This is a genomic window from Streptomonospora litoralis (assembly GCF_004323735.1).
GTDB classification, from domain to species: domain Bacteria; phylum Actinomycetota; class Actinomycetes; order Streptosporangiales; family Streptosporangiaceae; genus Streptomonospora; species Streptomonospora litoralis.
In genome coordinates this window covers 1,347,291-1,367,140 of sequence record NZ_CP036455.1, presented here as the reverse complement: position 1 = coordinate 1,367,140, position 19,850 = coordinate 1,347,291, and the positions used below count along the sequence as shown (strand labels likewise).

General features: G+C 72.2%; 16 protein-coding genes and 3 tRNA genes. 7 read left to right on the top strand and 12 right to left on the bottom strand.

All coding sequences use genetic code 11. The features are described from left to right. Positions 1 to 247: 247 nt before the first annotated feature. From EKD16_RS05785 to EKD16_RS05765, 4 genes are all read left to right on the top strand, one after another. Positions 248 to 2,656, top strand: a complete 2,409-nt coding sequence (locus EKD16_RS05785) for a UvrD-helicase domain-containing protein (protein ID WP_242677249.1) — start codon at positions 248 to 250, stop codon at positions 2,654 to 2,656. Positions 2,657 to 2,830: 174 nt separating this feature from the next. Then, complete coding sequence (locus tag EKD16_RS05780; protein ID WP_131097437.1) at positions 2,831 to 3,220, top strand: hypothetical protein; 390 nt, start codon at positions 2,831 to 2,833, stop codon at positions 3,218 to 3,220. A gap of 1,055 nt (positions 3,221 to 4,275) precedes the next feature. Further along, entirely contained in the window at positions 4,276 to 5,139 is an 864-nt protein-coding gene (locus EKD16_RS05770) for an EI24 domain-containing protein (RefSeq protein WP_131097436.1), read from the top strand. A gap of 322 nt (positions 5,140 to 5,461) precedes the next feature. Beyond that, on the top strand, positions 5,462 to 6,772 hold the full coding sequence (locus tag EKD16_RS05765) for a lytic polysaccharide monooxygenase (RefSeq protein WP_242677248.1): 1,311 nt from the start codon (positions 5,462 to 5,464) through the stop codon (positions 6,770 to 6,772). Between the two features lie 336 nt (positions 6,773 to 7,108). Here the strand turns inward: EKD16_RS05765 and EKD16_RS05760 are convergent, their stop codons facing one another. The 4 genes from EKD16_RS05760 to EKD16_RS05745 form a co-directional block, all read right to left on the bottom strand. Then, positions 7,109 to 8,221: a D-alanine--D-alanine ligase family protein gene (locus EKD16_RS05760; RefSeq protein ID WP_131097434.1), complete on the bottom strand. Its 1,113-nt coding sequence runs from the start codon at positions 8,219 to 8,221 to the stop codon at positions 7,109 to 7,111. 134 nt (positions 8,222 to 8,355) lie between these two features. Then, on the bottom strand, positions 8,356 to 9,561 hold the full coding sequence (locus EKD16_RS05755; protein ID WP_131097433.1) for a trans-sulfuration enzyme family protein: 1,206 nt from the start codon (positions 9,559 to 9,561) through the stop codon (positions 8,356 to 8,358). 159 nt (positions 9,562 to 9,720) lie between these two features. Beyond that, on the bottom strand, positions 9,721 to 10,731 hold the full coding sequence (locus EKD16_RS05750) for an NAD(P)H-dependent glycerol-3-phosphate dehydrogenase (RefSeq protein WP_131097432.1): 1,011 nt from the start codon (positions 10,729 to 10,731) through the stop codon (positions 9,721 to 9,723). 44 nt (positions 10,732 to 10,775) lie between these two features. Beyond that, positions 10,776 to 11,672 carry a lysophospholipid acyltransferase family protein gene (locus tag EKD16_RS05745; RefSeq protein ID WP_131097431.1) on the bottom strand — a complete coding sequence of 299 codons (897 nt, stop codon included), beginning with the start codon at positions 11,670 to 11,672 and terminating at the stop codon, positions 10,776 to 10,778. Between the two features lie 324 nt (positions 11,673 to 11,996). Here EKD16_RS05745 and cofC point away from each other — a divergent pair, with 324 nt between their 5' ends. Further along, positions 11,997 to 12,644 carry a 2-phospho-L-lactate guanylyltransferase gene (cofC, locus tag EKD16_RS05740; protein WP_131097430.1) on the top strand — a complete coding sequence of 216 codons (648 nt, stop codon included), beginning with the start codon at positions 11,997 to 11,999 and terminating at the stop codon, positions 12,642 to 12,644. A 121-nt stretch (positions 12,645 to 12,765) separates the two neighbouring features. Here the strand turns inward: cofC and EKD16_RS05735 are convergent, their stop codons facing one another. The 3 genes from EKD16_RS05735 to leuC form a co-directional block, all read right to left on the bottom strand. After that, positions 12,766 to 13,044 (bottom strand): HU family DNA-binding protein, encoded by a 279-nt coding sequence (locus EKD16_RS05735; protein WP_040270803.1) that lies wholly within the window; start codon positions 13,042 to 13,044, stop codon positions 12,766 to 12,768. 297 nt (positions 13,045 to 13,341) lie between these two features. Further along, on the bottom strand, positions 13,342 to 13,932 hold the full coding sequence (leuD, locus tag EKD16_RS05730; protein ID WP_131097429.1) for a 3-isopropylmalate dehydratase small subunit: 591 nt from the start codon (positions 13,930 to 13,932) through the stop codon (positions 13,342 to 13,344). 33 nt (positions 13,933 to 13,965) lie between these two features. Further along, entirely contained in the window at positions 13,966 to 15,363 is a 1,398-nt protein-coding gene (gene leuC / locus EKD16_RS05725) for a 3-isopropylmalate dehydratase large subunit (RefSeq protein WP_131097428.1), read from the bottom strand. 204 nt (positions 15,364 to 15,567) lie between these two features. Between leuC and EKD16_RS05720 the strand changes: the two genes are divergently transcribed. Continuing rightward, positions 15,568 to 16,263: an IclR family transcriptional regulator gene (locus EKD16_RS05720; protein ID WP_131102092.1), complete on the top strand. Its 696-nt coding sequence runs from the start codon at positions 15,568 to 15,570 to the stop codon at positions 16,261 to 16,263. 16 nt (positions 16,264 to 16,279) lie between these two features. On the opposite strand, the gene EKD16_RS05715 is transcribed toward EKD16_RS05720, so the two are convergent. Further along, positions 16,280 to 17,470 (bottom strand): PQQ-dependent sugar dehydrogenase, encoded by a 1,191-nt coding sequence (locus EKD16_RS05715; protein ID WP_131097427.1) that lies wholly within the window; start codon positions 17,468 to 17,470, stop codon positions 16,280 to 16,282. 7 nt (positions 17,471 to 17,477) lie between these two features. After that, complete coding sequence (locus EKD16_RS05710; protein ID WP_131097426.1) at positions 17,478 to 18,119, bottom strand: DUF4188 domain-containing protein; 642 nt, start codon at positions 18,117 to 18,119, stop codon at positions 17,478 to 17,480. A gap of 105 nt (positions 18,120 to 18,224) precedes the next feature. On the opposite strand from EKD16_RS05710, the gene EKD16_RS05705 reads away from it, so the two are divergent. Beyond that, on the top strand, positions 18,225 to 18,926 hold the full coding sequence (locus EKD16_RS05705) for a MerR family transcriptional regulator (RefSeq protein ID WP_131097425.1): 702 nt from the start codon (positions 18,225 to 18,227) through the stop codon (positions 18,924 to 18,926). Positions 18,927 to 19,009: 83 nt separating this feature from the next. Here EKD16_RS05705 and EKD16_RS05700 read toward each other — a convergent pair. The 3 genes from EKD16_RS05700 to EKD16_RS05690 all read right to left on the bottom strand — a co-directional run bounded on the left by EKD16_RS05700 (position 19,010) and on the right by EKD16_RS05690 (position 19,371). Continuing rightward, positions 19,010 to 19,082, bottom strand: a tRNA-Glu gene (locus tag EKD16_RS05700). A gap of 76 nt (positions 19,083 to 19,158) precedes the next feature. Then, a tRNA-Glu gene (locus EKD16_RS05695) sits at positions 19,159 to 19,231 on the bottom strand. 65 nt (positions 19,232 to 19,296) lie between these two features. Further along, positions 19,297 to 19,371: transfer RNA gene (locus EKD16_RS05690), tRNA-Gln, on the bottom strand. Between the last annotated feature and the right edge of the window lie 479 nt (positions 19,372 to 19,850).

Here is a 19,850-nt window from a genome sequence, read left to right as displayed (position 1 = left end):
AACCCACACGCTACCGTGCCGCCTCTTTCGGCATCCGGCAGTGTCCGTAATCGCCGGGACGGAGCAGTTCGACCGCACTCCCGGGGCGGGCGCCGCGTGCGTGCCCCGGCCCGCGCGCTACATGCCCCCGATCCGGAGAAATCGGCCGAATGCGGCTGTAATGTCACAAGCTTCAGATACAACAATGGGGGAATGGCATTGCACGTGCGGGATTCACCGCCCTGATGCGCCCGCGAAAAGGAGGCCCATGCCGCAGTTGGCGATCGACGCGACGTGCCTTCCGCAGTACGACAAGCTCGACAAGCCCACGCGCGAGCGGCTGCTCGCCGTCACGCGCAAATTCCGCGAACTCTCGCTCGACGCCCTGCTCGCCCACCCCGACCTGCGGATCCGCTCGCTTCCGGCGGGGCAGGACCCCCGTATTCGCACATTCCGCATCAGCGACTCCTGGACAGGCGTAATGCTGGCGCCCGAGTCCGGCGAGACTTTCCTCCTCGTCCATCTGCTGCCGCGCGATTCCGCCGAGGCGTGGGCGGGCGACCAGCGCCACGACGTCAACCCCGTCATGGGCACGCTGGAACGCCGCGACGCCACCGCGCTGGGGCAGGGGCCTGACCGCGCCGCCGAGCCCGGCACCCCACCCGCGGCGGCCGCCGCAGCGCCCGCGAGTGGTGAATCCGGCGGTGCGCCCGGCCATTTGGCACCAAGCGCCGCGGAGCCGGCGGAGGACGCCGACGAAACCCCCGGGCAGTTGCTCGATCTCCCCACGGCGGCCCCCGCGCCGCGTGAACCCGCTCCCTCGTTCGCCGCCGCCCCGGCAGGCCGGTCGGCAACCGCTCCCGCGGCCGATCCGGCTGCGGCGGGCACGGCCGCGCCCCACCCGCAGACCGACGGTCCCGGCGACGCGCACCCGGCCCCCACCCCCGAGCTGCTGTTCGACCGGGTCGGCGACCGCGACCTGGAACGCCTGGGCATCGACCCCGAGATCCGCGATTTCTGCCGCACCGTCACCACCGCCCGCGAGCTCCACAGCTGGGCGCCCGCTCTGCCGCAGGACCAGTTCGAGGTCTTGCGCGCTCTGGCCGAGGGCCACTCGGTGCAGCGGGTGCGCGACGAGGTCGTCGTGCCGCGCCGCCCGGCGGTCGGAGCGGTCGCCCGCGACGACTACGACACCGCCATCCGGCACACCCGTGAGCGCGTCATCGTGGTCAACGACAACCAGGAGATCGAGGACGTCCTCGCCGGGGAGTTCAACGCCTGGCGGATCTACCTGCACCCAATGCAGCGCGAGCTCGCCTACCGGCCGCGGTTCAACGGCCCCGCCAAGGTCTCCGGCGGGCCGGGCACCGGTAAGACCGTCGTCGCGCTGCACCGGGTCAAGTACCTGGCCGAGCATCTGCCGCTGGACGGCCGGGTACTGCTGACCAGCTTCACCAACGCCCTGGTGGAGTCGCTCAAGCGGAACCTGGCGCTGCTGCTGCCGCCCGAACTCGTCGAGGACGTCGACGTGGTCACCACCGACAAGCTCGCGCTGGACGTCGTCAAGGAGGTCCATCCCGACATCGCGCTGCGCACCGACACCCAGGGGTTCTTCGCGAACTACGCCCGCCAGCACCGGCTGCCCTGGCCCGTCGACTTCCTCTTCTCGGAGTACCGCCACGTGGTCACCGCCCGCGGCATCACCACGCTTGAGGGCTACCTCGACCCCGACGCGCGTGCCGGGCGCACCACGCCGCTCAACGCCGACCAGCGCCGCGAGGTCTGGCACGCCATCAGCAGTGTGCGGGCGATGATGCGCACCAGCCGCCGGCTGCCCGCAGAGGATCTGCACGCCGAGGCCGCCCGCATCCTCGGCGAGCGGTCCGAACTGCCTTACACCAACGTCGTGGTCGACGAGGCCCAGGACCTCCACCCGGCGCAGTGGCGCACGCTGCGCGCCGTCGTCCGACGCGGCCCCGACGATCTGTTCATCGCGGGCGACAACCGGCAGCGCATCTACGACAACGCGGTCTCCTTCCGGCAGCTGGGCATCGAGATCGTGGGCCGGTCCTTCCCTCTGCGGGTGAACTACCGCACCACCGAGCAGATCCTCCGCTGGGCGGACGGCATCCTGAGGGGCCGACCGGTGACCGAGCTCGGCGACTCCTCGGCGACGGAGCCGGGCGGCGCCATGCGGTGCGTCCTCAGCGGCCCCGAGCCCGAGCTGTACGGCGCGCACGACGAGCCCGCCGAGCTGGACGCGCTGGCAGAACGCGTGCGCGCGTGGTTGGGCGACCGGATCGCGCCCGCCGACATCTGCGTGACCGCGCGCACCAACAGGCTGCGCGACTCCATCGCGGCTCATCTGCGGGCGCGCTCGCTGCCCGCCTCGATCTTCAAGCCCAAGGAGCACTCGATCACCGACACCGCCCACGGTGTCCGGGTGACCACCATGCACGGCGTCAAGGGGCTGGAGTTCCGCGCGATCGCGGTCTTCGGCGCGACGGCCGAAGCCCTGCCGCAACTCGATCGGGTGACCAGCGCGGAACTCGACGAGAACCAGCACCAGGCCGACCTGGACGCCCAGCGCTCCCTGCTCTACGTCGCCTGCACGCGGGCACGGGAGCGGCTTTACGTCAGCTGGCACGGCACGCCGAGCCCGTTCCTGCCGCTGTGAGGCCGCAACGGGCTGAGCCGCGCTGCGGCCACGCGTTTCACCACGTCGGAACAGGGCGGAATGCGGGCAGTGGTCCCCTCGCACATACAAGAGGCGGGCGGACGCAGCGGCCGCAGTAGGCGCCCGGGACGGGGCGCGGTCGCCACGGGCCGCAGAGCGGGAACAGGGTGAGCCATGCTCGACCGGACAGCGATCCAGGACTTCTTCACCACCTACGGTCAGGCGCTGGCGGCCGGCGACCTCGACGGGATCGCCGCGTGCTACTCGTACCCGGCCTACGTCGCCGGCGACGCGCAGAGCCTTGAGATCGGTGCGCCCAACGAGGTGAAGGACGCGTTCTCCGGCGCCGCCGAGCAGTACCACCGGCGGGGCCTCTTCGGCGCGGTGCCCGAGGTGCGCGCCGCCGAGGCGCTGACCGATTCGCTGGTGTGGGCCGACGTCCGCTGGTCCTACACCGACCGCGACGACGTGGAACAGGAGGCAAGTACCTTCCGCTACGTCCTCCGCGTCACCGCGGAGTCCGTACGCATCTGCGTCGTGGTCGCCGCCGCGGTGGAGGCCTGAGCCCAAGACGGCGTCCGCGAACCGCCGCGGCACGAGTCCGGCACGGCATCGGCCGGAGTTGTCGACGGGGCCGGCACGGAGCCGGCGAGGCACGCCGCCGATTCGGCCGGGCATCGCCCGCGCCGTGCCACCGCCTGGCTCCCTCGCGCGGCGGCCCACGAGGCCGCGGATCCGGTGCGGTTTCAGGCCGCAGTGCAGCGCCTGGGCACGGGCCACCACTCCGTGCTGGCCTGCGGCTATCCCGTGGACGGGAGCGAGGCGGGAGTTCTCCGGCATGGTTCCAGGACACCCGAGCGCACCCGGCGCCACAACACCGGATCCGCGAGCTGTGGAAAACCTCGCCCCGTCCCCCTCCTCGGCGGCCGCTCCGGGTAGGTCCCGGAGAGTGCCGGGCTGAAGGCGGGAGCTATGTCAGCGGGCGCACCTCGGCGACGTCGTACTCCGCCACCGATGCGGCGTGTATCACCGCGCTCTGCTCCGCGCTGGGGCCGTCGCCGCGAAACGCCTCGACGGCGGCGGGGGGCCGGGCCCCGCGGTCGTCGCGCCGGGTGCCCGCCGGTGGCGGTTGCGGCGGGTGGCGGTGCCGACGGGGGCGGCGCGGCTTGGCCCGTCTATCGCGAACTTATGGTCGCAGGAAAGCGTATTCCGCGGCCATAAGTTCGCGATCATCGCCGGGTGAACCGGCATACCGGACATACCGGCGCCGGGTCGCCGCCGCGAACACCGGTGCCCGCCGTCCCCGCTGGGCGCCGGCGGCCACCGCCACCGGCGAGCACCCGGTGCGGTGGCCGCGGAGCCAGCCCCGCTGCCACCCTCGCCGCTGCCTTTCGTTCAGGACACCCGCCACCCGGCAGACGAACAAGGCCGCACAGCAGACCTGAACTGCGCGGCCCGGACGCCCATAGGAGCCGGACCGACCCAGCACCTCTTGAACAGGGCCGAGGTCGCCGGAAGGCGCCTGAGCACCGCGCCGCGCAACCCGCCGCGCCCCCGCCCCCGCAGAAGGGCGGAGCCGAGGTGCGGACACGGCCCGGAACGCACTATTGTCAACGCCCGTGGGCAATCCGGTTCGCGACTTCATCTCCGGCGTCGGCATCCTCTTCCAGGGTGCGGGCGTGGTCATGCGCAGTCCCCGTCTCTTCGGGCTGGGGATCATCCCGCCTCTCATCACGTCCGTGCTGTTCGTGGGCGCGTTCGTGGCGCTGCTGCTGAACATCGGCGACCTCACCGACTGGATGACGCCGTTCGCGGACGGCTGGGCATCCGAGGCGCAGACAGCTGTCCGCGTCGCCCTGGGTGTGGCACTCGCGGCCGCCGCCGTGCTGATCATGGTGGTGGCGTTCACCGGGCTGACGCTCGCCCTCGGTTTCCCGCTCTACGACAAGATCGCCGAAATGGTGGAGGACCGGCTCGGCGACGCCCCGCCGGAAGTCGAAGACCCGCTGGTCAAGGCGGCGACCCGGTCGGTGCGGCAGTCACTGGGGCTCATCCTGGTCTCGGCGGTGGTCACCGTTCCGCTGTTTCTGGCCGGGTTCATTCCGGTGGTCGGCCAGACCGTAATCCCGGTGGTCACCGCGATATTCGGCGGCTGGATGCTCACCATCGAACTGCTGGGTGCCGCCTTCGACCGGCGCGGCCTGCGCCGGGTCAAGGACCGGCGCGGCGCGATGGGGCGCAACCGGATGCTGGTGCTCGGCTTCGGCATCCCCTGCTACTTCCTGCTGGCCATCCCGTTCCTGGCGGTCGTGGTTTTCCCGGCGGCTACCGCCGGCGGCACGATTCTCGCCCGCCGACTGCTGCCGACCGCGCAGCAGACACCGCCGGCCTCCGGCCCGGTGCCGCCGCGGAGCCCGGGCCTCCATCCCGGACCGACGCCCCAGGGTCCGCCTGCGCAGGGACCGCCTCCGCACGCCCGGTAGACCGTCGCACCGGCATCACGAGCCGCGTGCGACTCTGCCGTCTCTCATCTGGCTTCTTGGTTACGTCTTTATTACCCCATGTTGCCAAATCCTGTGACTCGGGCCACGCTAGTAAAGCCTCTGGGATAGCCTGGCGAAACATGGGAGCGCTCCCAAGAACCTGGGAGCGCTCCCATATCCCCGACGCCACCGGAGGCCCGCAAACCGAAGAAGAGACCACCGTTCCTACGATTCCGTCCCCCATCCTCGAAATCCCCCATCCCACCATCTCCGTCGACCGTCCCCCATGCGGTCGTGGAATGTGACATTGAGGAGTGCAAAGGTGAACCTTGCACGCAGAATCGCCCTGATCGGAGGGGCCGCCGCCCTCGCCTCCGGCTTCGCCGTGGCACTGCCCTCGGAGCCGGCCGAAGCGCACGGCGGTTTCACCTTCCCGGCCACCCGGACCTACGCCTGCTACAAAGACGGCATCGAGGGCGGAAGCGGCGGCAGCCTGAACCCGCAGAACCCGATGTGCCAGCAGGCCCTCGCGGAGAACTCCTACGGCTTCTGGAACTGGTTCGGCAACCTGATCAGCGATGCCGGCGGCCGGCACCGCGAGATCATCCCCGACGGCAAGCTGTGCGGCCCCACCGAGCAGTTCGACGCCTTCAACGCGCCCGGCGACTGGCCCGCCACCGAGGTCCAGTCCGGCGACACCGTGACCTTCGAGCACAACGCGTGGGCCGCCCACCCCGGCACGTTCACGCAGTACATCACCAAGGACGGCTGGGACCCGAGCCAGCCGCTGGGCTGGGACGACCTCGAACCGGCCCCCTTCGACGAGGTGACCAACCCGCCGAAGCGGTCGGGCGGCGTCGAGGGTGCGGAGTACTACTGGGACGCCACGCTGCCCGACAAGAGCGGCCGCCACGTCATCTACTCCATCTGGCAGCGCTCCGACAGCCCTGAGGCGTTCTACAACTGCTCCGACGTGATCTTCGGCGGCGACGGCGGCGACAACGGCAACGAGGACGACACGCAGGCGCCCACCGCGCCCGGCGCGCCGACCGCCGACTCCGTCAGCGGCGACGCCGTCGACCTGAGCTGGGCCGCCTCCTCCGACAACGAGGGCGTAACCCGCTACGAGGTGCGCGACGCCGCCACCGGCGAGACCGTGGCGACCACTTCCGGAGCCACCTCCGCCACAGTGGGCAGTCTCGACCCCGAGACCGACTACAGCTTCAACGTGGTCGCGCTGGACGCGGCGGGCAACGCCTCCGATGCCTCGCCCGCAGTGTCGGTGACCACCGACAGCGCCGACAACACCAGCGGCGCCTGCACGGTGGACTTCACCATCGCCAACGAATGGTCCGGCGGCTACTCCGCCAACGTCGAGCTGACCAACGACAGCGATTCGGCGCTGAGCAGCTGGACCGTGGACTGGGAGTTCTCCGACGGAGCCACCGTCACCAACGCCTGGTCGGCCGACGTCGAACAGCACGAGGCGCACGTGATGGCCTCCAACGCCGGCTGGAACGGCAGCGTCCCGGCGGGCGGGTCGGTGTCCTTCGGCTTCAACGCCGAGACCACCGGGTCCGCCGCCGCGCCCGAGGAGTTCCACCTCGACGGCTCGCCCTGCTCGACTGCCTGACCGCTATGAACCAACCCCGATAATCCCACGACCGGGGGCGGCAGGGCCCGGTCGCGGGATTTCCCCGGGCGGGAAGGCGGACGTGCGTCGGGGCACCGCCTTCCCGCCCTCTTCCTCCTCCTCATGAAGGGCGGGAGGCGCAAACCCGGACACGGGAGCGCCTTCCCGCCCTTCATACTTGCGCCAGGCTCCCGGCCAGAGCCGGCGATCATGGATGCGCCGCGGCCGCCGCGGGCCCGTCGGCGCGGCACGCAGCGCCAGGCGGACGCCCGGATCGAATGACGGTGCCGCCGCGCTCGCCCGGCGGGCAGCGGCCCCGCGTGCTCCCCGCCGTGCTCAGCGCAGGCCAGGCGCCCGGCGCAGCGCCGTCTGGATCATCCGGTCGACCAGGGCCGGATACTCGATCCCCGCGGCCGCCCACATCTGCGGGAACGCCGAGGAGGGCGTGAAGCCGGGCAGGGTGTTGATCTCGTTGACGTAGATCCGCCCGTCGTCGCCGTAGAAGAAGTCCACCCGGGCCAGCCCCTCGCAGCCCAGCGCCTCGAAGGTGCGAGCGGCCTCGCGGCGGATCTCGGCGACGACCTCCTCGGGCAGCTCCGCCGGGATGGTCAGGCTGCTCGTCGACAGGTACTTAGCGTCGAAGTCGTAGAAGTCGAACCCGTCGGCGACGTGGATCTCGGCGGGCAGCGATACGTCGGGCGCCCCTCCGTCCACCGACTCCAGCACGCCGCACTCGATTTCGCGGCCGACCACGGCTGCCTCGACGATGACCTTGGGGTCGTGGCGGCGCGCCTGCTCGACGGCGGCGGTCACCGCGTCCGAGTCGGCCGCGTCGGCGACCTTGCTGATACCCACGCTGCTGCCGCCGCGCGCGGGCTTGACGAACACGGTGCCGCCCAGATCGGCGATGTCGTCCAAGACGCGCTTGCGCTCGCCGCGCCAGGCGCGGTCGGGCACGGCCACGTAGCCGCCGGTGGGGATACCGTGCCCGGTGAACAGGGCTTTCATGAAGACCTTGTCCATCGACGCGGCGCTGGCGAACACCCCGGCGCCGGCGTAGCGGGCGTCCATCATCTCGAACAGCCCCTGGATGGTGCCGTCCTCGCCGAGGGGGCCGTGCAGGAGCGGCAGCACCACGTCGAAGCCGCCCAGCCGCCGCGGGGCGGCGCCGTCCAGCACGATCAGGTCGGTCGCGCCGCTGAAGGGCACGGCCAGCCGGGGACCGGAGGAGTCGACCTCGGGGAGCTTGCCGTCGACGATCGCGAGTGCGCCGGGGTCGGCCGAGTACAGTACCCAGGAGCCGTCGCGGGCGATCCCGATGGGGACGACGTCGTACTGCTCGGTGTCGATCGCCGAGATCACGCCCCCCGCGGTGACACAGGAGATCTCGTGCTCGGGGCTGCGCCCGCCGAATACCACGGCGACCCGGATTTTACGCTGCTCGGCCATGCTGCCCGACCCTATCTCGCGCTCGTTGCGGTCCGGAACCGATCGATCCCGGTTGCACCCATTCGTTCCCCGGTCGTGTCCCGGCGTCCCCTATCGCCGTCCGAAACGGCCCGGCTCGGCGCCGAGTCCACCGCTCAGCGCCCGGAGCAGGCGTCCAGGGCGGCCAGTGCGTCGGCGACGAGGTCGTCGGGGTCCTCCAGTCCGATGGAGAACCGTACCGCCCCGGGGCCGATGTCGGCCGCGCGCAGCGCCGCGTCGCTCATCTGGCGGTGCGTCGTCGAGCCGACGTGGCCGGCCAGCGTGTGCGTGCCGCCGAGCGAGGCCGCGATCGTCGCCGTCCGCAGCGCGTCGGCGAGCGCCATGCCCGCATCCCGGCCGCCGCGCGGAGTCACGGTCACCACCGCCCCGCGGCGGCCCGCGGCGAAGAGCCTGTCGGCGACTTCGCGCCCGGGGTGACCGGGCAGTCCCGGGTAGTCCACCCGCTCCACCGCGGGATGCTCGGCCACCGCCGCGGCGAAGGCGGCGGCGCTCTCACACTGGCGCGAGACGCGCAGCGGCAGCGTCTCCAGGCCGCGGTGCAGCAGGAACGCCTCGTCGGGTGCGAGGCAGGGCCCCAGGTCGATGCGTGCCGCGCGTACGGCCGACATGGGTTCGGCGTCGCCGACGGCGACACCGCCCGTCGCGTCGCTGTGCCCGCCGATGTACTTGGTGGCCGAGTGCAGCACGACCGCGGCGCCGTGCTCCAGCGGTCGGCAGACGGCGGGGGTGGCGAAGGTGGAGTCGACCACCAGCACCGCACCGGCCTCGGCGGCGACGGCGGCGAGCGCGGGCAGGTCGGAGACCGTCATCGTCGGGTTGGACAGGGTCTCGGTGAACACCACCGCGGTTTCGGGCCGCACTGCGGCGCGCACGGCGGCGGTGTCGGTGATGTCGACGAAGTCGGTGTCGACTCCGAACCGGCGCAGCAGGCCGTCCAGCAGCGAGTAGGTGTTGCCGTAGATGGAGTGGGACGCGACGACGTGGGCGCCGGCGCGAGTGAGGGCGAGCAGGGTGGCGCTGATGGCGCCCATCCCCGAGGAGAACGCCTCGCCGCGCACCTCGCGGCCGCAGTCGGCCCCTTCCATGGCCGCCATCGCCGCGGCGAAGCCGGTCGCGGTCGGGTTGTCGATGCGCGCGTAGGAGTAGCCGGGCTTTTCGCCGGCCAGGACGTCGGCGTAGTCCTGCGAGGTCGCGAACTCGTAGGTGGTGCTGCGGTGGACGGGCGCGCGCAGCGGGCGCTGCGGAGGGGCGGGCTCGGCGGGCAGGCCGAGGGCGCGGGTGTTCTCCCCGTGCTGGTGCATCGGCGGCGGTTTCCGTTCCGTGTCGTCGCGGACTGGTGCGCTGCGGCGGGCGCGCGGGCGCGGCGTCCGGCATCCGAGCGGGCCCGTCGCCGCGCGGCGGCGGGTGCGCGGGGTGCGCGGGAGCTCAGCGCCTCGGATGCCTGCGCGCGTGCAGCGGCTTCACATGCCGTAGCGCTCGGGCTTGGCGGTGCGCGACATGAACGCCGCAAGCGCTTCGGCGGGCGAGAGGTCGTGGTGCATCATGGCGACGACGGCCTCGGTGATGGGCATCTCCACATCCGCTCGGCGGGCCAGCGCCAGCACCGATTCCGAGGACTTCACGCCTTCGGCGGTCTGCTTGGTCTCGGCGATGACCTCGTCCAGTGTCCTGCCCGCACCGAGCCGCTCCCCGAAGGTGCGGTTGCGCGACAGCGGAGAACTGCAGGTGGCGACGAGGTCGCCGAGCCCGGCGAGCCCGGCCAGCGTGTGCTCGTCGGCCCCCAGTGAGACGGCCAGGCGCACGGTTTCGGCCAGGCCGCGGGTGATCAGCGACGCCTTGGCGTTGTCGCCGAAGCCCATGCCGACGGCGACGCCCACCGCCAGCGCGATGATGTTCTTCACCGCGCCGCCCAGTTCGACCCCGACCAGGTCGGTGGTGGTGTAGGGCCGGAAGTAGGCGGACTTGCAGATGTGTTGGAGCCGCACGGCCGCGGGCTCGTGCGGACAGGCCATCACCGCGGTGGCGGGCTGGCGTTCGGCGATCTCGCGGGCGAGATTGGGCCCCGAGACGACCGCCACCCGGTCGGCGGACACACCGAGGACCTCGGTGACGACCTCGCTCATCCGCAGCGAGGTGCCCAGTTCGACGCCCTTCATCAGGCTGACGGTGACCGCCTCGGCGCCGATGTGCTCGCGCCAGGCGGCGAGGTTGTCGCGCAGCGTCTGCGAGGGCACGGCCAGGACCACGAAGTCGGCGGCGTGCAGGGCCTTGGCGGGATCGGCGGTGGCGGAGACGGCGGGGTTCAGCGGGATGCCCGGAAAGTAGTCGGGGTTCTCGTGGCGCTGGTTGATCGCGTCGACCACCTCGGCGCGCCGCCCGTAGACCACCACGTCGGCGACGCCGGCGTCGGCGACCACGTTGGCGAACGCGGTCCCCCACGAACCGCTGCCCATCACCGCGACCTTGGCCATCGGCTGCTCCCCCGTTCCGCTCGCCGTCTCGCTCGCGCCTGCGCTCAACTCCGGGTCGTCCCCTCGCCGCCGGGGCGGTTCTCGCCCGCGCCGTCGGCCGCGGGCCCGGTCTGCCCGCCGCCCGCCTGCCGCGCTTCCGATTCGCCTGCGGCACCGGTCTCGGCGGGGCCCGGCAGCGGAGTCTCGTCGGCCGCTGCGACCTCCGGCGGGCCGGAACCGTCGCCTCGGCGGGCCTTCTTCATGTCGTAGGGCTCGGCGGGCGGCACCTCGCCGCGCAGCCCGGCCTGCAGGTCGGTGATGGCGCGCATGATCTCGGCGGTGGCCTCCGTGAGCACGCTGGAGGTCAGCGGCCGGTCGCGGTAGGCCGACAGATCCACCGGCGGGCCGGTCACCATCTGCACGCGCTTGCGCGGGAAAGGCCGCAGTTTCGCCGTGCCGTAGCGCAACAAGTGCTGTTCGCCCCAGTGCGCGAGGGGGACGACGGGCACGCCGGTGCTCAGCGCGAGCCGGGCGACGCCGGTGCGCGCGGTCATCGGCCACAGGTCGGGGTCGCGGGTGCAGGTGCCCTCGGGGTAGAAGATCACCGAGGAGCCGTCGCGGGTGAGGGCGTTCTCGGCTTCGTGCAGCGCCTTGATGGCGTCGGTGCTGCCGCGCTTGACGGGGATCTGGCCGGTGCTGCGTGCCACGGCGCCCACGACGGGGATGCGGAAGACGGCGTCTTTGGCGGTGAAGGTCGGCCAGCGGCGCCCGGCGACGTAGAGGAAGTGCGAGATGGTCAGCGGGTCGGCCATCGACAGGTGGTTGGCGGCGATGATCACGCCGCCTTCGCGCGGGATGTTCTCCTGGCCCTGCCACTCCCGCTTGGTGACGGCTCCCAGGACGGGGCGCACGATGGAGGCCACCACCGTCTTGACCCACCGCGATTCGCGTTGCTGTGCCACGGACTCCTCCGATTCGACCTGCGTCGCCGCTGCGCGCCGTCCCCGCTCGTCGGACGCGTTCCCCCCTGGTCGCGAGGACCGGCGCCCGCTCGGCCGATCCAGTTTAGGCGCCCGGGAAGATCGCCCACGTCGCGCCCGTTGCAAACGGCGGATCGCCGGTGCGGCCGGCGCCGGGTCGCGCGCTCCCAGTCTGGCGCAGTCGGCGCGCTGCCGTCGCCCGCGCAGGCGGCGGTGCCACGGGCGGCGCCGGGGGTAGCGGCATAGCCTGCCGTCACGGCGCCTCGTGCGCCGTGCGGATCACCGAGTCGAGGAGGGACGCGGACGATGCCGCCTGTGGAGCAGGACCGGCCCTGGTCGCTGGTCGTCCCGGTGAAACGGTTGGAGCGGGCCAAGTCCCGGATTTCCGGTGCTCTCGGAGCGGCCCGCACGGATCTTGCGCTGGCCGTCGCCTGCGACACGGTGATGGCGGCGGTGACCGCCGAGCGGGTGGGTGCGGTGTTCGTCGTGACCGAGGACGAGCAAGCCGCGGAAGCGCTGGCCGAGCTGGGGGCCCGCGTCGTCGGCGGCGAGCCGGGGACGGGGCTGAACCCGGCCCTGGCGCACGGTGCGGCCGTGGCGCGGGACGCGCACCCCGAATGGGGCCGCTGCGCGCTTTCGGCGGACCTGCCCGCGTTGCGCTCCGGCGAGCTCGACGGCGTCCTCGCCCAGGCGCACAGCGCCCCCACCGCCTTCCTGGCAGACGCGCCGGGAGTCGGCACCACCCTGTACGCGGCGCGGGCGGGTGCGCGCTTCGCGCCGGCGTTCGAAGGCGGCTCCCGCCGCCGGCACCTGGCGGGAGGCGCCGCCGCACTGGACGGCGCGGACGCGCCGAGCGTGCGGCGCGACGTGGACACCGCGGCCGACCTGCGCGAGGCGGCCCGGCTGGGTGTGGGGCCGCATACGGCCAAGCTGCTCGCCCGCGTCGGTTGGTGACGCACGGTCGGCTTGCGCGGCGCCGCGGCGGCTCGGGTCCGCAGCGCCGCACACGCGAAGCGCCCGGGCCCTCTCGGGGGACCCGGGCGCCATGGGCGTCAGCACTGGGCTGTGCCGGTGGTCACTGCTCGCCGTTCACCAGGGCCTTGAAGTCGGACCCCGGGCGGAACTTCGGCACGTAGCTCGCCGGAACGTTGATGGTCGCCCCGGTGGCGGGGTTGCGGGCCTCGCGAGCGGCCCGCTCGCCCCTTTCGAAGACGCCGAATCCGGTGACGGCCACCTTCTCGCCAGAGGCGACGGTCGACTGGATGGTGTCGAGCACAGCGTTGACGGCCTCGGTGGCCGTCTTCTTGTCGCCCATACGGTCAGAGATCGCGTCGATCAGGTCACGCTTGTTCATTGGTTCCTCCGGTTCCCCCTTGCTCGCACGAAATTAGGGGACACCATGCCCTGGACACAAACACAAACGCCCCTGAATTCAGCGTGTCGGAGGGTGTTCGACCTGCGGAGGGAGCTCTTCGAGCACCTTCTCGACCCGTACGGAGGCGCGCAGTGGATCCCTTTTGACCCCTTCTGTGACGCCCAAAAGCCTACGTATGGCGGGAATCCGGACGTTCGGCGGCAGCGCGTCGGCGCGGCGGCAGCGCGTCGCACGGCCGCCACGCCGAAACAAGGTAAAATTCTCGGGATTCGCCGACTACTGGGTGACCGGAAGCCATGCGTGGCGCTGCTTCTCGAACGCGTCGACATCCTCGGTGTGACGCAGAGTGAGCGCGATGTCGTCCAGCCCCTCCATCAGCCGCCAGCGGGTGTAGTCGTCGAGCTCGAACGCCTCGACGACGCCGGCGGCGCGCACCTCGCGCTCCTGGAGGTCGACGGTCACCTGCGTGGCCGGGTCGGCCTCCACGGCCTCCCACAGCCGCTCGATCGCCTCGTAGGGCAGCACGACGGCCAGCAGTCCGCCCTTGAGCGCGTTGCCGCGGAAGATGTCGCCGAACCGCGGCGCCAGCACGGCCTTGAACCCGTAGTCCTGCAGTGCCCAGACCGCGTGCTCGCGGGAGGAGCCGGTGCCGAAGTCGGTGCCCGCGATCAGCACGCTCCCGCCGGCGAACTCCTGCTTGTTCAGCACGAACTCGGGGTCGTTGGCCCGCCACGCGGCGAACAGGCCGTCCTCGAACCCGGTGCGGGCGACCCGCTTGAGGTAGACCGCCGGGATGATCTGGTCGGTGTCCACGTTGCTGTAGCGCAGCGGCACGGCGCTGCCGGTGTGGACGGTGAACTTCTCCATGTCGGCGCTTTCGTCCTTCCAGGGGCGGGCGGTCTACAGGTCGGCGGGCGAGGAGAGGGTGCCGCGCACGGCGGTCGCGGCGGCGACGAGCGGCGACACGAGGTGGGTGCGCCCGCCCTTGCCCTGGCGGCCCTCGAAGTTGCGGTTGGAGGTCGAGGCGCTGCGCTCGCCCGGCTGGAGCTGGTCGGGGTTCATCCCCAGGCACATCGAGCAGCCGGCCTCGCGCCACTCGGCTCCGGCGGCGGTGAAGACCTCGCCCAGGCCCTCGGCGTTCGCCTGCTCCTTGACCCGCATCGAACCGGGCACGACCAGCATCCGGACGCCGTCGGCCACGGTGCGGCCGCGGATGATCTCGGCCGCGGCGCGGAGGTCCTCGATGCGGCCGTTGGTGCACGAACCCACGAAGACGGTGTCCACCCGCACGTCGCGCAGCGGTGTTCCGGCGGCGAGGTCCATGTAGGCCAGCGCCTTCTCCGCGGCGGCGCGCTCACCGGCGTCGGCGAAGTCCGCGGGGTCGGGCACGGCGGCGTCCAGCGGAGCGCCTTGGCCGGGATTGGTCCCCCAGGTGACGAACGGGCTCAGCGCGGCGGCGTCGAGCACGACCTCCCTGTCGAAGACCGCGTCGTCGTCGGTGCGCAGGCTCTTCCAGTGCTCGACGGCCGCGTCCCACGCAGGCCCCTCGGGCGCGTGCGGCCGCCCCTGGACGTAGTCGAAGGTGGTCTCGTCGGGGGCGATCATCCCGGCGCGGGCGCCCGCCTCGATCGACATGTTGCAGATGGTCATCCGGGCCTCCATGGACAGCTCCCGGATGGCCTGGCCGCGGTACTCGATGACGTAGCCTTGGCCGCCGCCGGTGCCGATCTCGGCGATGACGGCCAGGATGATGTCCTTGGCGGTGACACCGGGCGGCAGCGACCCGTCGACGGTGACGGCCATCGTCTTGAACGGGGCCATCGGCAGGGTCTGGGTGGCCAGCACGTGCTCGACCTGGCTCGTACCGATGCCGAACGCCAGCGCGCCGAACGCGCCGTGCGTGCTGGTGTGGCTGTCGCCGCAGACCACGGTCATGCCGGGCTGGGTCAAGCCGAGCTGCGGGCCGACCACGTGCACGATGCCCTGGTCGAGGTCGCCCATCGGGAACAGGCGCACCCCGAAGTCGGAGGCGTTCTTGCGCAGTGTTTCGATCTGGGTGCGCGACACCTTGTCGGCGATCGGCCCGAGGATGTTCTCGGTGGGGACGTTGTGGTCCTCGGTGGCGATGGTCAGGTCCGGCCGCCGCACAGGCCGGCCGGCCAGCCGGAGCCCCTCGAAGGCCTGCGGGCTGGTGACCTCGTGCACGAGGTGCAGGTCGATGTAGAGCAGGTCGGGCTCTCCGTCGGCACGCCGGACGACGTGCTCCTGCCAGACCTTCTCGGCCATCGTGCGAGCCATGTGCGACGCCTCCTCGCGTCTCGTCATCTCAGATGGAGGGTCTTCTCGCCGCCGCGGGCCGTTGCGGCGCCGGCGGCGGTGCGCGCCGGAGCGCGCGGTGGAACGCAGCACGTCGAACGATTTGCATCCCAAATAGCGAGACGGCAATATCAAGCCATGGACAACTCTAGCTCATCCAGCGGGGTCGGTGTGCTCGACAAGACGATGTCGGTGCTCGACGCCTTGGAATCGGGCCCCGCATCCCTGGCCCAGCTCGTGCGGATCACCGGCCTGGCCCGCCCCACCGCCCACCGCCTCGCCGTCGCTCTGGAGCGCCACCGCATGGTCACCCGCGACAGCCAGGGCCGCTTCGTGCTGGGGCCGCGGCTGGGCGAGTTGTCCATCGCCACCGGTGAGGACCGGCTGCTGGCCGTCGCCTCGCCGGTACTGGTGCAACTGCGCGACCTCACCGGCGAGAGCGCCCAGCTCTACCGCCGCCAGGGCGACGTGCGCGTCTGCGTGGCCGCCGCGGAACGCACCAGCGGACTTCGCGACACCGTCCCGGTCGGCAGCGAACTCCCGATGACCGCCGGCTCGGCCGCCCAAGTGCTGTTGGCCTGGGAGGACAGCGAGCGCATCCGCCGCGCTCTGGTCCACGCGCAGTTCTCCGGCACCGCGCTGGCCCAGGTGCGCCGCCGCCGCTGGGCGCAGAGCGTCGGCGAGCGCGAGCAGGGCGTCGCCTCGGTGTCGGCGCCGATCTCGGGGCCCGGCGGCCGCGTCATCGCCGCGGTGTCGGTCTCGGGCCCGCTGGAGCGCCTCACCCGTGCCCCCGGCCGCCTGCACGCCCAGGCCGTCACCTCGGCGGCGGAGAAGATCAACGAGGCCCTGCACGCCCAGGACGCCGCGCCCGCACCGGCGTAGCAGAGCCCCGGCGGGCTCACCCCTCCAGCGGGATGCGCAGGATGCGGTCGTCCTCCTCCACCGGGTCGCCGCGGGAGTCGCGGTTGCTCGTGCTCACCAGCAGGTCGCCACCGCCGGGCACCTCGGTTATGGTGCGCAGGCGGCCGTAGTCGCCGGTGAACAGGGCCTGCGGTTCGCCGACGGGGTCGACCCCGTCTCCGGTGAGCGGCACCCGCCAGATGCGCTCGCCGCGCAGCGCCGCCACCCAGATCGAGTCGGCCGCGATCGCCGCCCCGCTGGGCGACGCCTCATCGGTGCTCCAGGTGATGACCGGGTCGATGAACTCCTCGGGCGCGTCGTCGCCGCCGACGCCCTCGACCTGGGGCCAGCCGTAGTTCCCGCCGGGCTCGATGACGTTGATCTCGTCGTAGCGGTTCTGCCCGAACTCGGTGGCGAAGAGGGTGCCGTCGGAGTCCCAGGCGAGTCCCTGGACGTTGCGGTGCCCGTAGCTGTAGACGAGGTTGCCGAACGGGTTGCCCTCCGCGGGCTCGCCCTCGGGGGTCATCCGCAGGATCTTGCCGCCCAGGCTGTCGGTGTCCTGGGAGCGCGTGGCGTCGCCGGCGTCGCCGGTGGTGGTGTAGAGCATGCCGTCCGGCCCGAAGGCGAGCCTGCCGCCGTTGTGGAAGGCGGCGCTGGGGATGCCCTCGACCAGCACCTCGGAGTCGCCGAGCGACGGCAGGCCCCCGCCGGAGTAGTCCAGCGCGAAGCGGGCGATGCGGTTGCCTGCGCCGGTGGTGAAGTAGGCGAACAGCTCGCCGGGCCGCTCCTGCCCCGGCGGCACGGTGATGCCGAGCAGCCCGCCCTCACCCTGGGCGCGGGCGTCCTCGACCGTGCCGACCTCGCTCACCTCGCCGCCGGGCGCCATGTGCAGGATGCGGGCGGAGTCGCGTTCGGAGATCAGCGCGCCGCCGCCCGGCAGCGGGACGACGCCCCAGGGGACCTCCAGCCCGGTGGCCACGGTCTCGGGTTCACCCGGCGGGGCCAGGCCGGTCGCGGTATCTTCGGCGGGAGTGCCGGGCGAGGGGCTCTGCCCGGAGTCCTCGCCGCCTCCGGCGCCGCCGGTACAGGCCGAAGCGGCGAGGAGGGCCGCCGCGGCACAGGCCCCGGCACGCCACCGGGGCACGCGCGGCTGCGGCGCGCGGCGCAGGCGATGCTGGGAGTGCTCCATGCAGGCGTTACTGCCCGCCGGGCGCCGGTGTGGAACGTCGGCCTGGTGGCATGCCGGGGCTCGGGCTCGCGTGGGCGTGGTCGTCGGTCCCCGGCTCGGTTCGGGGGCGGTTGCGGGCGCGGCGCAGGGCCATGCGGTCCAGGGCGCGCCGGGTGCCGCGGTCGATCGGTCGGGTGCCCAGCGCCCTGCCCAGGCCCGTGGTCGGCATATTGGCGTAGATGGCCTCGTAGCCGCGGCCGGTCTGCGTCGGCGGTTCCTCCGGACGCTCCGCTCCGGCGGGATCCGGCGGCCCCGACTGCGGGAGCCCGACCTCGTAGGTCTCGTGCCAGAGTCCGACCGCGTCGCCGCCCTGCCGGTAGTAACGCCGCCAAGCGGCGCTGTGCGTCTCGTCGTGGGCGTAGCGCAGCAGGGCCTCGGTGGACTCCCAGTACTGGACCACGGTGACGCCGAACATGCTCGGCAGTGTGCGTGAGTGCAGGAGCCCGCGGGACGGGTCGGACTGCAGTTCGGCGGCCATGCGGCTGAACGCGCGGACGACCCAGACCCAGCTGTGCGGCTTCAGTAGCGCGTTGACGCGCGCGCCGAGCAGAAAGACGGTCAGGCTCTCGCGCGGCTCGGTGGTCAGGCGCGGGATGGTCGTGTCGGACATGGTGCGCACACCTCTGCTTCCGTTGGGTCCGCATTGGATAGTGAAACTCTCTAATTCTGGAGAGTAGTACTATCCAATAGGGACGGCAAGGGAGAACGACTACCGATGCAGATCTCGGAACTGAGCCGGCGCAGCGGCGTCCCGGTGGCGACGATCAAGTACTACCTGCGCGAGAACCTGCTGCCCAAGGGCGAGGCGGTCTCGGCGACCCAGGCGCGCTACACCGAGGACCACCTGCGGCGGCTGCGGCTGGTGCGGGCGCTGGTGGAGGTCGCGGAAGTGCCGCTGGCGCGCATCCGCCCGGTGCTCGACACTCTGGACGACCCGCAGACCGACCTGCACACACTGCTGGGCACCGCTATCTACACCCTCAGCAGCGCGCCGGAGGAACCCGAGGACGACCCGCAGTGGGACCGGGCGCAGCGGCAGAGTTCCGAACTGCTGGCCAAGCTGGGATGGCGGGTCACACCGGCCTCCCCTGCCCGTGTCCGACTCACCCAAGCGCTGACCGCCATGGAACGCCTGGGCTATCCGGCGTCGGAGGAGATGCTGCGCGCCTATGCGGCCGCCGCGCACCGGGTGGCGGAGTCCGACCTCGACTACATCGACCCCCAAGCTGCGCGCGAGGAGGCGCTGATGTGCGCGGTCGCGCTTTCGGCGTTCATGGAGCAGACGCTGACGTCACTGCGCCGGCTCGCTCAGGAGGACGAGTCCGCGCGCCGGTTCGGCCACGGCGGGCACGCGGACGGGCCGAGCGACCGCGGGGCCGGCGCCGGAAACGGAGACGGCGGCGCGGCGGACGGGTGACGCCGGACCGGTGGCTCCCGCCAACGGGCTCCCGAACGCAGTCGGCCTCCGCCCGCGGGCGGAGGCCGACTGCGATTGCGCTGTACCCCTGAGCGGATTCGAACCGCCGTTACCGCCTTGAGAGGGCGGCGTCCTAGGCCACTAGACGACAGGGGCGCCGAATACGGGCGGCGAAGAGCCGCCGGCCACAGTAAAAAGACCCCCGCATTGGGCGGGAGTCTCTCCCTGTGCGTACCCCCGAGCGGATTCGAACCGCCGTTACCGCCTTGAGAGGGCGGCGTCCTAGGCCACTAGACGACGGGGGCCTGGATCGCGCTTTGGCGATCGGACCGGACTCCGGTCCGTCACGGCTTCCGCTGAACGGAGGCCATGGCTGGGGTACCAGGACTCGAACCTAGACTAACTGAACCAGAATCAGTCGTGCTGCCGATTACACCATACCCCAGTGCTTCCGGTGGGCGGTTCCGTTCGCCGGTCCCGCTCCCCCTCGGCGCAGGCAATACTCTAGCGGACATCCGGAGTACTCGCGAACCGGTTGCCAGGCGGGGGTTTACCGTCCGGGTACGCGGGGCCGAGCGGCAGCTCTCGCGAGGGCCGGCCCGCGAATAGATGAGTGAGTCCGGTGTCTGAGCAGGTTGCCCAGCCGGCCGGTCGGCTCGGTGCCGGCCGGGGGCGCCTCGGGTCTGCTGTGCGGCCTTGGCACCGGGCGGGGATCGGGCGTCCTGATGGAAAGACGGCGGCAACGGCGCCGGTCCCTCCCGCCCGCGCCCACGCCGTCCCGCTCCTGGCGCCGGGCGGGGACGGCGCGCGGCGATCCGGCCCGGTCCGCCCGCAGCCTTCGTGAAGAAAATCCCAAACCACGGGCCTGTTCTTCGTCATTTCTTCACGGAGGTTCGCGCGGAAACCGGCATAGCCGACATTCCG

Excerpts from the sequence above, each read along its gene's own strand:
- EKD16_RS05785 (WP_242677249.1), top strand. The coding sequence starts at position 248 with ATGCCGCAGTTGGCGATCGACGCGACGTGCCTTCCGCAGTACGACAAG.
- EKD16_RS05780 (WP_131097437.1), top strand. The coding sequence starts at position 2,831 with ATGCTCGACCGGACAGCGATCCAGGACTTCTTCACCACCTACGGTCAG.
- EKD16_RS05760 (WP_131097434.1), bottom strand. The coding sequence starts at position 8,221 with ATGGCCGAGCAGCGTAAAATCCGGGTCGCCGTGGTATTCGGCGGGCGC.
- EKD16_RS05755 (WP_131097433.1), bottom strand. The coding sequence starts at position 9,561 with ATGCACCAGCACGGGGAGAACACCCGCGCCCTCGGCCTGCCCGCCGAG.
- EKD16_RS05750 (WP_131097432.1), bottom strand. The coding sequence starts at position 10,731 with ATGGCCAAGGTCGCGGTGATGGGCAGCGGTTCGTGGGGGACCGCGTTC.
- cofC (WP_131097430.1), top strand. The coding sequence starts at position 11,997 with ATGCCGCCTGTGGAGCAGGACCGGCCCTGGTCGCTGGTCGTCCCGGTG.
- EKD16_RS05735 (WP_040270803.1), bottom strand. The coding sequence starts at position 13,044 with ATGAACAAGCGTGACCTGATCGACGCGATCTCTGACCGTATGGGCGAC.
- leuD (WP_131097429.1), bottom strand. The coding sequence starts at position 13,932 with ATGGAGAAGTTCACCGTCCACACCGGCAGCGCCGTGCCGCTGCGCTAC.
- leuC (WP_131097428.1), bottom strand. The coding sequence starts at position 15,363 with ATGGCTCGCACGATGGCCGAGAAGGTCTGGCAGGAGCACGTCGTCCGG.
- EKD16_RS05720 (WP_131102092.1), top strand. The coding sequence starts at position 15,568 with ATGTCGGTGCTCGACGCCTTGGAATCGGGCCCCGCATCCCTGGCCCAG.
- EKD16_RS05715 (WP_131097427.1), bottom strand. The coding sequence starts at position 17,470 with ATGGAGCACTCCCAGCATCGCCTGCGCCGCGCGCCGCAGCCGCGCGTG.
- EKD16_RS05710 (WP_131097426.1), bottom strand. The coding sequence starts at position 18,119 with ATGTCCGACACGACCATCCCGCGCCTGACCACCGAGCCGCGCGAGAGC.
- EKD16_RS05705 (WP_131097425.1), top strand. The coding sequence starts at position 18,225 with ATGCAGATCTCGGAACTGAGCCGGCGCAGCGGCGTCCCGGTGGCGACG.